The following is a 13285-nucleotide window of genomic DNA, read 5'->3' as shown; positions in this document are numbered from 1 at the left end:
AGGGCCTTTCAAGAAAAGAAGAGCGGACGCTCACGCTCGGCATGGTGCTGCGCCAACGTGTCGAGCAGCGGATCAGACAAGTCAGCCAGTCCAACGGTCGCCTCGACCGCGGTCTGTTCGCACAGTCCGGATAGTCGAAAGGTCAATGCGGCCACCTCCGCGGGATCCAACGCCAGCAGCCGCTGGGCGGCCGTGGCTGAGCCGGTCATCGTGGTGTAAACGACATGCAGCGCATTGTCTTCGGTGGGCAGGCCACTCAGCGCGCCCACGCGCCCGGCTGCCACCGCCAGATGCGGCCGGCGGCCCAGATCGTCCCACGTCGGGTCCGGCCAGATCAGTCGGGCCAACCGAACCAGTCCACGGCCTTGCTTGCGTGATGCCTCTCGAGCCGCGGGAGCCGGTGTGCGGGCGTCTGTTTCCTGGTCGGCGTCATCGAGAGCCAGATCGCCCAGTTGTACCGCGACCGCGATTGAGGCCGTGACCAACCCGTGGGTTCGGATTCGTCGTTTGAGGAACGCTTCCAAGGTGACCAAGTTGGTCACCGTGCCGCTACCGACGGCCTCTTCAAGTCCGCCGGAATGCACGTGGGCGCCGGTGGGCAGTCGCGAATCGGCGAGAGTCAGAAGCGTCGCGAGCGGGGCCATCAGAACAAGAAATACCGTTGTGTCATAGGAAGTTCGGCGGCCGGCTGGGCTGGCCAGACTTCGCCGTCGATGCGCACGGTAAAGGTGTCGGGGTCGACCTCGATGTTGGGCAGCGCGTCATTGAGCGGCAGGTCGGCCTTGCCGAGAGCGCGCACATCGGCCACTGCCGCTAGCGGTCGATTGACCGCGAGCCGGTCTGCTAGGTGTGCCTCGATGGACTGTGGCGCCACGAAGTGCACCGAGGTGGCCGCCGCTACTGTGGCGGCGGCGCCGAACATCGGCCGGGGCAGCACCGGTTGCGGGGTTGGTATCGACGCGTTCGCGTCACCCATCGCCGCCCAGGCGATCGCACCGCCCTTGATCACCGCATGTGGTCGGACTCCGAAGAACGCCGGCTCCCACAACACCAGGTCGGCCAGCTTGCCCACCTCCACTGAGCCGATGAGATGGTCCAAACCGTGCGTGATGGCCGGGCAAATGGTGTATTTGGCGACATAGCGGCGGACCCGGGTGTTGTCGGCCGCTTCGTCGCCGGCCAGCGCTCCGCGGCGGGCCTTCATCACATGCGCGGTCTGCCAGGTGCGCAGCACCACCTCGCCGACTCTACCCATGGCCTGGGAATCGCTGCCGATCATTGAGATCGCGCCCATATCGTGCAGAAGGTCTTCAGCGGCCATGGTCGAGGGGCGAATCCGGCTCTCGGCGAACGCCAAGTCCTCAGGGATCCGGGGGTTGAGGTGGTGACACACCATCAACATGTCCAGGTGCTCGTCGAGTGTGTTGATGGTGTGCGGGCGGGTGGGATTGGTGGAACTAGGCAGCACATTCGGGTGTGATGCGACAGTGATGATGTCAGGTGCGTGCCCGCCGCCGGCGCCTTCGGTGTGGTAGGTGTGAATGCCACGACCAGCGATCGCCGCGAGGGTGTCTTCGACGAAACCCGTCTCGTTGAGGGTGTCGGTATGCAGTGCTACCTGGACTCCGGCGGCCTCGGCTACGGTCAGGCAGGTGTCGATTGCCGCCGGCGTCGACCCCCAGTCCTCGTGCAGCTTGAAACCTGATGCACCACAGCGTAATTGCTCCCATAACGCGTCCGGGTTCACGGTGTTGCCCTTGCCGAGCAAGGCGAAGTTCACCGGCCAGGTATCCAAAGCTTCCAGCATCCGGCCCAGGTGCCATTCCCCAGGCGTCACCGTGGTGGCCTTGCTGCCTTCAGCAGGCCCGGTGCCGCCGCCCACGATGGTGGTGATGCCGGCCCCGAGTGCTTCGATGATGATTTGCGGACAGATGAGGTGCACGTGACAGTCGACGGCACCTGCGGTCACGATTCTCCCGTGGCCGCCGATGATCTCGGTGGACGGCCCCACTACCAGGTCCCGGTGCACGCCGGCCATGATGTCCGGATTGCCGGCCTTACCGATCCCGACGATGCGGCCGTCGCGAATACCGATGTCGGCCTTGATAATTCCCCAGTAGTCGACGATCACCGCACCAGTGATCACGGTATCGGGCGTGCCCTGGGCGCGGGTGGCCCGTGCCTGGCCCATCGACTCGCGCAGCACCTTTCCCCCGCCGAACACCGCCTCGTCCCCGGCCAATTCCGGCCCGCCGCAACGGTCTTCAGTGATCTCCACCAACAAGTTGGTGTCGGCCAGCCTAATCTGGTCGCCAGTGGTCGGGCCAAATAGCTGCGCGTAGCGCTCCCTCGACAGCCGGACCATCACACGTCCAACCGTCCGGGCGGATTCAGGGTCAGCCCGTGCACTTCGCGCCGCCCGCTCAGCGGAACCAGCGCGACGATCTGCGGCACGCCGGGCTCAAAGCGGACCGCAGTGGCCGCCGGAATGTCGAGGCGATAGCCGTGTGCGACCGCACGATCAAACGCCAATGCCGGGTTGGCCTGCGGGAAATGGACATGACTTCCGACTTGCACCGGGCGGTCACCGTTGTTGACGACCTGAATCTCTAGGCGTGGCGCGGCCGCATTGATCTCGATGTCGCCAACGCCGTAGCGGATCTCGCCGGGAATCACGGGATCGGGTGGTGGACGGTGACCAATTTGGTGCCGTCTGGGAAGGTCGCCTCCACCTGTACGTCGGCGAGCATCTCCGGCACCCCTTCCATCACGTCATCACGGTCCAACACAGCACAACCACTGACCATCAACTCGGCGACCGTGCGGCCGTCGCGGGCGCCTTCCAGAACGTGGTCGCAGATCATCGCCACCGCTTCGGGGTAGTTGAGCCGCAAGCCGCGCGCCTGGCGCCGCCGGGCCAGCTCAGCGGCATAAGACAGCAACAACCGCTCTTGCTCGTGCGGCGAAAGACGCATGACCTCTGATCCTGCCACGCCATGATGGGATTGACACCCGGACACCCTGAGCCACGTTCAGCCCTTATCCGGCGGGCGGCTCCAGGTTTTGTAGCCGCACCTGACCCCGGGCTATTACCCGATCCGTGTCGTCGGTGATGACGACGAGCCACAGCTGCTGGCGCCGTCCCCGGTGCAATGGTTCGGCGACGCCGTACACCATCCCGGACCGGATGGCATGCAAGAAATCAGTGTTGTTGTTGACGCCGACCACGCCGCCGCCGCCATGGGCGCTAAGCCAGGTGAATGCGGCCGTGCTGGCCATGCTTTCGATCATCGAGCAGTAGACACCACCGTGCACGATGCCCATGGGCTGCAACAGCTTGGGTTGGACCTCGAGCTGCGCGCGGGCGCCATCGGGGCTGAGTTCGGTGAACTGCAGACCCAATTGGGTGTCAAACGGGGCGTCGAAATTCGGCGGGATAACGGAGGCATCCGGGCGCGGCGGCGATGGCACGTTCTTGTGTCTACACCATAGGCGTCTCGGGCCGATCCCCGTAGGTCGGTTAGCGCCCGGGCACCGTTGGATCAGAAACAGGCGAGCCCCGTGCAGCAGACACGGGGCTCGCCGATCGAGTAGACCGGGGGTCACTGCAGCCCTCAGGACTCCGGCGCGGCCATTTCTGCTCGACCGCCCTTCAGCATAGGCAAGGCTGCCCTAATTTCGCAAGCATCGCAGTGCGAAGACCGCCGCGGCCGATTCCGACTTCCGTGGGCAGTGCGTACGACACCCAGTAGTAAGCGGGAGTACGCTGGTCTCAACGCTGATGGAGATAACGAACTATGGCCAAACTGATGCGGCTGGGGGATTTGGAACGCGCCGTCATGGATCATCTATGGTCCACGCCGGAACCCCAAACTGTTCGCCAGGTTCACGACGCGTTGTCGGCGCGACGAGACCTTGCCTACACGACCGTGATGACCGTTCTGCAGCGGTTGGCGAAAAAGAATCTGGTTTCCCAACTCCGCGACGATCGGGCCCACCGCTACGCGCCCGTACACGGGCGCGACGAGCTGGTCGCGGGTCTCATGGTCGATGCGCTGGCCCAGGCCGAGGACTCCGGTAGTAGACAGGCCGCACTGGTCCACTTCGTGGAGCGGGTCGGCGCCGACGAGGCAGCAGCGCTTCGGCGTGCTTTGGCCGAGTTGGAAGCGAGCCATCGCGTTGGGCCAACCGCTAGCGCTCCGGCGGAGAACTAAGGGAAACTAGCAGCGTGTCAGCGCTGGCCTTCACCCTCCTCGCGGTGCTGCTGGCTGGCCCGACACCAGCCTTGTTGGCCCGAGCGGTGTGGCCCCTGCGCGCCCCGCGCGCGGTGATGGTGCTGTGGCAAGCCATCGCCCTGGCCGCGGTGCTTTCAGCGTTCAGCGCGGGCATCGCGATCGCTAGCCGGCTGCTCATGCCCGGCGCGGACGGGCGGCCCACCGCCGGCGTTGTCGACGCTCACAGCCGGCTCGGCTGGCCGCTCTGGGCGGCATATCTTGCTGTCTTCGCACTTACCGTGCTGGTCGGGGTGCGGCTGATGGTTGCCGTCGTGCGAGTGGGCATCGCCACTCGCCGACGCCGAGCCCACCACCGCATGGTGGTCGACCTGGTCGGCGTGGGACACGGCACAGCGCTGACGCAGCCCTGCGCGCGGACGCGCGACCTGCGGGTATTGAACGTCGCGCAACCGCTTGCGTATTGCCTGCCTGGCGTGCGCAGCCGGGTCGTGGTCAGCGAAGGGACACTAAACACGCTGAACAGCGACGAAGTCGCGGCAATCCTCACCCACGAACGGGCACATCTGCGTGCCCGCCATGACCTCGTGCTGGAAGCTTTCACCGCGGTGCACGCGGCCTTCCCGCGGCTGGTCCGCAGCGCCAACGCGCTGCGCGCGGTGCAGCTACTTGTGGAGCTGCTGGCCGACGACGCCGCCGTGCGCGCTGCTGGTCGAGCACCGCTGGCCCGGGCTCTGGTCGCCTGCGCGGCTTCGGGAGCGCCGTCTGGCGCGCTGGCCGCGGGAGGTCCCAGCACGGTGCTGCGGGTGCGGCGATTGTCGGGCCGCCCCAACAGCCTGGCGTTGTCCGCGGCCGCATACCTGGCGGCGGCCGCGGTACTGGTGGTGCCCACCGTTGCGCTGGCCGTACCGTGGCTCACCGAGCTGCAGCGGCTGTTCAGCCGCTAAACGCAGGACGACACACCGTGAAGCAACGCGACGCCCCTGTGCCACAGTGGGTCGGAGAGACTTCGCCGAAGAACCCCGGCACCCGTTCCTCAATTTGACCCGGCCCGACCGAGAGGCGAGACATGAGTTCGTCGGAATCGATCACCGCCACTGCGCAGATCGGCGTCACCGGCCTGGCCGTGATGGGCTCGAACATCGCCCGGAACTTCGCCCGGCACGGCTATACCGTGGCCCTGCACAACCGGTCTGTCGCCAAAACCGATGCGCTGCTGAAAGAGCACGGGTCGGAGGGCAAGTTTGTGCGCTCGGAGACCATCCCGGAATTCCTGGCGACGCTCCAGCCTCCGCGGCGCGTGCTGATCATGGTCAAGGCCGGCGACCCCACCGACGCTGTTATCAACGAGCTCGCCGCCGCCATGGAACCCGGCGACATCATCATCGACGGCGGTAATGCGCTCTACACCGACACCATTCGGCGGGAAAAGGCGATGCGCGCACGTGGACTGCACTTCGTCGGGGCTGGAATCTCCGGCGGCGAAGAGGGGGCCCTCAACGGGCCGTCGATCATGCCCGGCGGACCTGCCGAATCCTACGAATCGCTGGGCCCGCTGCTCGAGGAAATCTCCGCGCATGTCGACGGTGTGCCATGCTGCACCCACATCGGACCGGACGGCTCTGGGCACTTCGTCAAGATGGTGCACAACGGCATCGAGTACTCCGACATGCAGCTCATCGGCGAGGCCTACCAGCTGCTCCGCGACGGGTTGGGGTTGAGCGCCCCGCAGATCGCCGACGTATTCACCGAGTGGAACAAGGGAGACCTAGACAGTTATCTGGTCGAGATCACCGCCGAGGTGCTCCGCCAAACCGATGCCAAAACCAAAAAGCCACTCGTTGACGTCATCCTCGACCAAGCCGAACAAAAAGGCACCGGCCGCTGGACGGTCAAGTCCGCCCTGGACCTCGGGGTCCCCGTGACCGGGATCGCTGAGGCAGTCTTCGCCCGTGCACTATCGGGAGCCGTGGAGCAGCGTGCGGCCGCGCGCGGGCTGGCTGCTGGACAGCTCGGCGACAAGCCCACCGATCCTGACACCTTCACCGAAAACGTCCGCCAAGCCTTGTACGCCTCGAAGATCGTGGCCTACGCACAGGGCTTCAACCAGATTCAAGCCGGTAGCGCCGAGTTCGGTTGGGGCATCACACCAGGCGACCTGGCGACCATCTGGCGTGGCGGCTGCATCATCCGGGCCAAGTTCCTCAACCGCATCAAGGAAGCGTTCGATGCCGAGCCTGAACTGGCTAGTCTGCTCGTCGCGCCCTATTTCCGCGGCGCGGTCGAATCGGGCATCGACAGCTGGCGGCGGGTAGTGTCGACCGCCGCGCAGCTGGGTATTCCAACCCCCGGGTTCTCGTCGGCTCTGTCGTACTACGACGCGCTGCGCACCGAGCGGCTGCCAGCCGCACTCACGCAAGCTCAGCGCGACTTCTTCGGCGCGCACACCTACGGGCGGATCGACGAACCAGGTAAGTTCCACACCCAATGGAGTGGAGACCGAAGCGAAGTATCGGCCTAGCGAGTTGCATCACCAATGAGGTTTCTGGACGGGCACAGACCCGGGTACGACCTGACGTACAACGAGGTGTTCATCATGCCGAATCGCTCGGAGGTGGCATCGCGGTTGGACGTGGATCTGTCGACTACCGACGGCTCGGGCACCACTATTCCGGTGGTCGTCGCCAACATGACCGCGGTAGCCGGGCGGCGGATGGCCGAAACGGTGGCCCGTCGCGGCGGCATCGTGATCTTGCCTCAGGATTTGCCGATACCAGCCGTGACTCAGACGGTGCAGTTCGTCAAAAGCCGTGACCGGGTGCTCGACACCCCGGTAGTGCTGGAGCCCGATCACTCGGTCTCTGATGCCATGGCGCTGATTCACAAGCGCGCGCACGGTGTGGCGGTGGTGGTGTTCGAGGGCCGCCCGATTGGCTTGGTACGGGAGTCGTCCTGCCTGGGTGTGGACCGCTTCACCCGGGTGCGCGATATCGCCGCACCGGACTTCGTGACCGCTCCAATGGACACCGAGCCGCGCAAGATCTTCAACCTGCTAGAGCACGCCCCCATCGACGTCGCGGTACTGACTACCGCGAACGGCACATTGGCGGGAGTGTTGACTCGCACCGGCGCCATCCGCGCCGGTATCTACACGCCGGCTACTGACAATGCTGGCCGGCTTCGGGTCGGTGCGGCCGTCGGCATCAACGGCGAGGTGGCCGCCCGGGCCCATGCCCTGGTCGAGGCAGGCGTCGACGTGCTGGTCATCGACACCGCACACGGGCACCAGGTTAAGACGCTGGATGCCATCAGCGCGGTGTCGGCGCTGGGCTTGGGTGTGCCGCTGGCAGCGGGGAACGTGGTGTCGGCAGCAGGAACGCGAGATCTGCTGAGCGCCGGAGCGAACATCGTCAAGGTGGGTGTTGGCCCCGGCGCCATGTGCACCACCCGGATGATGACCGGCGTCGGACGCCCACAATTTTCCGCGGTGGTCGAGTGCGCCGCTGCGGCAAGGCAGCTCGGCGGCCACGTCTGGGCCGATGGCGGTATTCGCCATCCTCGTGACGTCGCGCTGGCGCTGGCAGCGGGCGCGTCGAACGTCATGATCGGGTCGTGGTTCGCCGGCACCTACGAGTCTCCGGGCGACCTCATGCGTGACCACGACGACCAGCCTTACAAGGAAAGCTACGGGATGGCGTCCAAGCGGGCGGTAGTCGCTCGAACCACCGCGGAGAGCGCCTTCGACCGCGCCCGCAAGGCGTTGTTCGAAGAGGGCATCTCGGCGTCACGGATGGAACTTGATCCCCACCGCGGGGGCGTCGAGGACCTGATCGACCACATCACGTCCGGGCTACGCAGCACCTGCACTTACGTTGGTGCATTGAACCTGGCGGAGCTTCACGAGCAGGCCGTGATCGGTGTGCAGTCGGCGGCGGGGTTCGCCGAGGGTCATCCCCTGCCTGCCGGCTGGTGAAAAGCCGCGACTGCGAGGACTGGGTCGTGCCAGACGGTTTCGTTACCATATGGACTTCACTCCTGCCGCGCCGCGCTGCAGGACCGAGCGAAAGGTGTGACGTGCCACAGGCACCCGCCGAAGCCGTTGGCTTCCGGGGCAGGCCGTCCCCAGCACGACACCCGGGCTGCCCATGATGTTCACCGGCACCGTCGTGAGCATTGTGGCGATCTTGGCGCTCACCGTCGGCACCGCGGTTTTCGTCGCGGCCGAGTTTTCCTTGACTGCGCTCGACCGCAGCACCGTCGAGGCGAATGCCCGGGGCGGCAACACCCGGGACCGGTTCATTCTGCGTGCACACCGCAGGTTGTCGTTCCAGCTGTCGGGCGCGCAGTTGGGTATCTCCATCACCACCCTGGCGACTGGTTACTTGACCGAACCGTTGGTTGACGCGTTGCCATATTCAGCTCTCACGGTGATCGGCATATCCGATCAGCTAGCCGACGCGGTCACGGTGTTTTTGGCGTTGGTAGTCGTGACATCGCTGTCGATGGTGTTTGGTGAACTGGTCCCCAAATACCTGGCTGTAGCGCGGCCGCTGCGCACCGCTCGGTCGGTAGCGCTTCCCCAGTGGCTATTTTCGGTGCTCTTCACGCCCGCAATCCGGTTGACTAATGGCGCCGCAAACTGGATCGTGCGCCGGCTGGGCCTGGAACCAGCCGAGGTATTGCGGTCTGCCCGCACACCGCCAGAATTGGTGTCGCTGGTGCGCTCCTCCGCGCGCAGCGGCTCACTGGATGATTCCACCGCGTCGTTAATGCGCCGATCGCTGCAGTTCGGCGCGCTGACAGCCGAGGAACTGATGACTCCGCGGTCGAAGATCGTGGCGCTGCAGACCGATGACTCTATCGCTGACTTGGTCGAGGCAGTCGCCACGTCGGGGTTTTCCCGTTTCCCCGTCGTGCAAGGTGACCTTGACGAGACGGTCGGCATCGTCCATGTCAAGCAGGCGTTCGAAGTTCCGCCGGCCAAACGGGCGGGTACGCGATTGACGACGATCGCGAAACCGGTCGCGGCGGTGCCGTCAACGCTGGACGGGGATGCAGTGCTGGCCGAGATTCGGGCCAACCCGCTGCAGACCGTGATGGTTGTCGATGAGTATGGCGGCACGGCGGGCATGGTCACTGTCGAAGATCTGATCGAAGAAATCGTCGGTGATGTCCGCGACGAACACGATGACGCGACCCCAGATGTGGTGGCGGCCGGTAGCGGATGGCGGGTCTCGGGCCTACTGCGCATCGACGAAGTGGCGACCGCCATTGGGTATCGAGCCCCCGAGGGGCCTTACGAGACGATCGGCGGTTTGGTACTTCGAGAGCTGGGACACCTTCCGGAGGCCGGCGAAACGGTTGACCTTCCCGCATTGGATCAGGACGGCCTGCCCGATCAAACGGTGCGCTGGCGGGCCACGGTTGTTCAGATGGACGGCCGCCGGATCGACCAACTCGAGTTGGCCGAGCTTGGCGCCCACGGCGATACCGGCGCAGGACGGGGCGATCAATGAGCCCCGGCTTGGCAATAGCGTTGGCGGTCCTGCTAATCGGAGCCAACGCGTTTTTCGTTGGAGCAGAGTTCGCACTGATTTCGGCCCGCCGGGACCGCCTGGAGGCGTTGGCCGAGCAGGGCCGGACGAGTGCGGTGATCGTGATCCGAGCCGGCGAACAATTGCCGTCGATGTTGGCGGGAGCGCAGCTGGGCGTCACGGTGTCCTCGATCCTGCTTGGCCGCATCGCCGAGCCAGCGGCGGGCGAGTTGCTACACACCTTGTTCGGGCTGGCGGGTATCCATCCACGGTTGATGCACACGTTGTCCTTCGCGATCGCACTGGCCATCGTGGTGACGCTGCACGTGCTATTGGGTGAGATGGTGCCAAAAAACATCGCGCTGGCGGGTCCGGAACGGACGGCCATGTTGCTTGTGCCGATCTACCTGCCCTACGTGCGCGCGGCCCGCCCGCTCATCCACGTGTATAACAAGTGCGCAAACGCAATACTTCGGGCAATGGGCGTGGAGCCAAAAGATGAACTCGATATCACGGTATCCACGGTGGAACTGTCCGAGATGATCGCCGAATCGGTGTCCGAAGGTCTCTTGGATCCCGAGGAGCACACCAGGCTGACCCGCGCACTGCGGATTCGCACCCGGGTGGTCGGCGATGTCGCAGTCCCGCTCGCCAGAGTTCGGGTCGTACGGCCCGCTGTTGCGGGTTCTGGGCCCACGATTGGTGCGGTCGAACAGGCCTTGGCCGATACCGGCTACTCGCGGTTCCCGGTGTTGGACCACGACGACAAGTTCCTTGGATACCTACACATCAAAGATGTGTTGGCACTTGGCGACGATCCGCGAACAGTTATCGACCTGGGTGCGGTCCGTCCGCTGCCGCAGCTGCCCAGAGCACTGCCGCTGCCTGATGGTCTGTCACGGATGCGGCGCAGCAATAGCCATTTGGCGTTGGTAACCTCCGACGACGGCGCGGTGGTTGCAATGGTGGCGCTCGAGGATCTGGTGGAGGACTTAGTCGGCACCATGCGGGACAAGGCGGCCTGGGATTGACCTACCGCGGCCTGCGGTTGGCGGGGTACCTGCGGCAACCGGGCTACCCGCATATGTTGCCAGCGGCCGGTCGGTAGGGCGCCGGGCTTTGCCGCGGTCCAGGCGTGGGCGCGCCGTGACCTGCTCCAGCGGGCGGCCGGATAGGCTCGTCAGGCTCCTGGTCGGTAGGCTGATGGCCATAGCTAGCGGGAGCCAGTAGGACCCAGCGGGGCCAAAGCGATGGCCATTATGGAGGAGAACCGATGACAGATCGAGTGTCGGCGGGCAACTTGCGCGTCGCTAGAGTGCTCTACGACTTCGTGAACAACGAGGCCCTGCCCGGCACCGACGTCGACCAAGACAGCTTCTGGGCCGGCGTCGACAAGGTGATCACCGACCTCACCCCGCAGAACCAGGATTTGCTCAACGCACGCGACGAGCTGCAAGCGCAAATCGACAAGTGGCACCGTCATCGCGTCATTGAACCCCTGGATCCGGAGGCGTATCGCCAGTTTCTCGTCGACATCGGGTACCTGCTGCCCGAACCAGAAGATTGCACCATCACTACGTCCGGCGTCGACGACGAGATCACCAAGACCGCCGGTCCGCAGCTGGTGGTGCCGATACTGAATGCGCGATTTGCGTTGAATGCCGCCAATGCCCGGTGGGGCTCCCTCTACGACGCGTTGTACGGCACCGATGTCATCCCGGAAACCGACGGCGCCGAAAAAGGCACCAGCTACAACAAGATCCGCGGCGGCAAAGTGATCGCCTACGCCCGCAAGTTTCTTGACGACAGCGTGCCGCTGGCCGCGGGTTCCTACGCCGATGTCACCAGCTTCAGAGTCGAAGACGGCCAGCTGGTGGTGGCTCTGGCGGACTCGTCCTCAGGTTTGGCTGAACCTAGCCAGCTCGCCGGTTATACCGGCTCGGCCGAGTCGCCGACGTCGGTGCTGCTGGTCAACCACGGGCTGCACATCGAAATTCTGATCGACCCGGAATCCCTGGTCGGCGCCACCGATCGGGCTGGTGTCAATGACGTGATCCTAGAATCAGCGATCACCACGATCATGGACTTCGAGGACTCAGTCGCGGCGGTCGATGCGGATGACAAAGTGCACGGATACCGCAACTGGCTCGGCCTGAACAAGGGTGACCTGGCCGAGCAGGTCACCAAGGACGGCAAGAATTTCACCCGCGTGCTCAACTCCGACCGCACCTACACCACTCCCGATGGCGGCGAGCTGACACTGCCTGGACGCAGCCTGTTGTTTGTCCGCAACGTTGGCCACTTGATGACCAACGACGCCATCGTCTTCGAAAATGCAGGGGCGGACGGTAGCGCAGTCTTCGAAGGCATCATGGATGCGCTATTCACCGGATTGATCGCTATACACGGTCTTAGAACTGGAGAAGCTAACGGGCCGTTGGCGAATAGTCGCACCGGTTCCATCTATATCGTGAAACCCAAGATGCACGGCCCAGCCGAGGTGGCATTCACGTGCGAGCTGTTCAGCCGGGTCGAAGACGTGCTGGGCTTGCCGCAGGGCACCATGAAGGTCGGCATCATGGACGAGGAACGGCGTACCACCGTCAACCTCAAGGCGTGCATCAAAGCCGCGGCGGACCGTGTCGTATTCATCAACACCGGGTTCCTGGACCGCACCGGCGACGAGATCCACACGTCGATGGAGGCCGGCCCGATGATCCGCAAGGGTGCGATGAAGAACACCGCCTGGATCAAGGCCTACGAGGACGCCAACGTCGACATCGGCCTAGCCGCCGGTTTCACCGGCAAGGCCCAGATCGGCAAGGGCATGTGGGCGATGACCGAGCTGATGGCTGACATGGTGGAGCAGAAGATCGCCCAGCCCAGGGCCGGCGCCACCACAGCCTGGGTGCCGTCCCCCACCGCAGCCACCCTGCACGCCATGCACTATCACTACGTGGATGTCTTCGCGGTGCAGGAAGAACTTCAGGGCAAGCCGCGTACCACCATCGACCAGTTGCTGACGATTCCGTTGGCCAAGGAACTGGCCTGGGCTCCCGAGGAGATCCGCGAGGAAGTCGACAACAACTGTCAGTCGATCCTGGGGTACGTGGTGCGCTGGATTGACCAGGGCGTCGGCTGTTCGAAGGTGCCTGACATCCACAACGTGGCACTCATGGAAGACCGAGCCACTCTGCGGATCTCCAGCCAATTGCTAGCCAACTGGCTGCGACATGGCGTGATCACCAGCGAGGACGTGCGTGCCAGCCTGGAGCGGATGGCGCCCTTGGTGGACAAGCAAAACGCCGGGGATCCCGCATATCGCCCCATGGCGCCCGACTTCGACGACAGCATCGCCTTCCTAGCCGCCCAGGACCTAATCTTGACCGGCGCCCAGCAGCCCAACGGCTACACCGAGCCGATCCTGCATCGCCGTCGACGCGAGCTGAAGGCACGGATAGGTGACGATGCGGGCCGTTAGCGGCCCGCTGAAGAGCCGGACCAATCGGACCATATCCG

12 protein-coding genes are annotated in these 13285 nt (G+C 64.8%); 7 read left to right on the top strand and 5 right to left on the bottom strand.

The features are described from left to right. Positions 1 to 8: 8 nt before the first annotated feature. From F0Q45_RS01890 to F0Q45_RS01870, 5 genes are all read right to left on the bottom strand, one after another. Positions 9 to 644 (bottom strand): urease accessory protein UreF, encoded by a 636-nt coding sequence (locus F0Q45_RS01890; RefSeq protein ID WP_149652291.1) that lies wholly within the window; start codon positions 642 to 644, stop codon positions 9 to 11. Then, positions 644 to 2365: an urease subunit alpha gene (locus tag F0Q45_RS01885; protein ID WP_149652320.1), complete on the bottom strand. Its 1722-nt coding sequence runs from the start codon at positions 2363 to 2365 to the stop codon at positions 644 to 646. The genes F0Q45_RS01890 and F0Q45_RS01885 overlap by 1 nt, the downstream gene beginning before the upstream one ends. Further along, a complete protein-coding gene (locus tag F0Q45_RS01880) occupies positions 2365 to 2676 on the bottom strand; it encodes an urease subunit beta (RefSeq protein WP_149652290.1) in 312 nt (103 codons plus the stop codon). The genes F0Q45_RS01885 and F0Q45_RS01880 overlap by 1 nt, the downstream gene beginning before the upstream one ends. Beyond that, on the bottom strand, positions 2673 to 2975 hold the full coding sequence (locus tag F0Q45_RS01875) for an urease subunit gamma (RefSeq protein WP_149652319.1): 303 nt from the start codon (positions 2973 to 2975) through the stop codon (positions 2673 to 2675). The genes F0Q45_RS01880 and F0Q45_RS01875 overlap by 4 nt, the downstream gene beginning before the upstream one ends. Positions 2976 to 3039: 64 nt before the next feature. Then, complete coding sequence (locus F0Q45_RS01870) at positions 3040 to 3471, bottom strand: PaaI family thioesterase (protein WP_149652289.1); 432 nt, start codon at positions 3469 to 3471, stop codon at positions 3040 to 3042. Positions 3472 to 3797: 326 nt separating this feature from the next. On the opposite strand from F0Q45_RS01870, the gene F0Q45_RS01865 reads away from it, so the two are divergent. From F0Q45_RS01865 to F0Q45_RS01835, 7 genes are all read left to right on the top strand, one after another. Further along, entirely contained in the window at positions 3798 to 4214 is a 417-nt protein-coding gene (locus F0Q45_RS01865; protein WP_149652288.1) for a BlaI/MecI/CopY family transcriptional regulator, read from the top strand. A 14-nt stretch (positions 4215 to 4228) separates the two neighbouring features. Further along, positions 4229 to 5179 (top strand): M56 family metallopeptidase, encoded by a 951-nt coding sequence (locus F0Q45_RS01860; protein ID WP_149652287.1) that lies wholly within the window; start codon positions 4229 to 4231, stop codon positions 5177 to 5179. Positions 5180 to 5301: 122 nt separating this feature from the next. After that, the gene (gene gndA, locus F0Q45_RS01855) at positions 5302 to 6753 is read left to right on the top strand and encodes an NADP-dependent phosphogluconate dehydrogenase (RefSeq protein WP_149652286.1); all 1452 of its coding nucleotides are present in this window, start codon (positions 5302 to 5304) and stop codon (positions 6751 to 6753) included. A gap of 15 nt (positions 6754 to 6768) precedes the next feature. Then, a complete protein-coding gene (locus tag F0Q45_RS01850) occupies positions 6769 to 8205 on the top strand; it encodes a GuaB1 family IMP dehydrogenase-related protein (protein WP_149652285.1) in 1437 nt (478 codons plus the stop codon). 172 nt (positions 8206 to 8377) lie between these two features. Beyond that, positions 8378 to 9748: a hemolysin family protein gene (locus tag F0Q45_RS01845; RefSeq protein ID WP_149652284.1), complete on the top strand. Its 1371-nt coding sequence runs from the start codon at positions 8378 to 8380 to the stop codon at positions 9746 to 9748. Beyond that, positions 9745 to 10797: a hemolysin family protein gene (locus F0Q45_RS01840; RefSeq protein ID WP_149652283.1), complete on the top strand. Its 1053-nt coding sequence runs from the start codon at positions 9745 to 9747 to the stop codon at positions 10795 to 10797. The genes F0Q45_RS01845 and F0Q45_RS01840 overlap by 4 nt, the downstream gene beginning before the upstream one ends. 242 nt (positions 10798 to 11039) lie before the next feature. Further along, positions 11040 to 13247: a malate synthase G gene (locus tag F0Q45_RS01835; RefSeq protein ID WP_149652282.1), complete on the top strand. Its 2208-nt coding sequence runs from the start codon at positions 11040 to 11042 to the stop codon at positions 13245 to 13247. Positions 13248 to 13285: the final 38 nt, after the last annotated feature.

This window comes from Mycobacterium simiae (assembly GCF_008370645.1).
Lineage (GTDB): Bacteria > Actinomycetota > Actinomycetes > Mycobacteriales > Mycobacteriaceae > Mycobacterium > Mycobacterium simiae_A.
The sequence above is the reverse complement of the archived record's forward strand: the minus strand, read 5'-3'. Positions and strand labels throughout refer to the sequence as shown.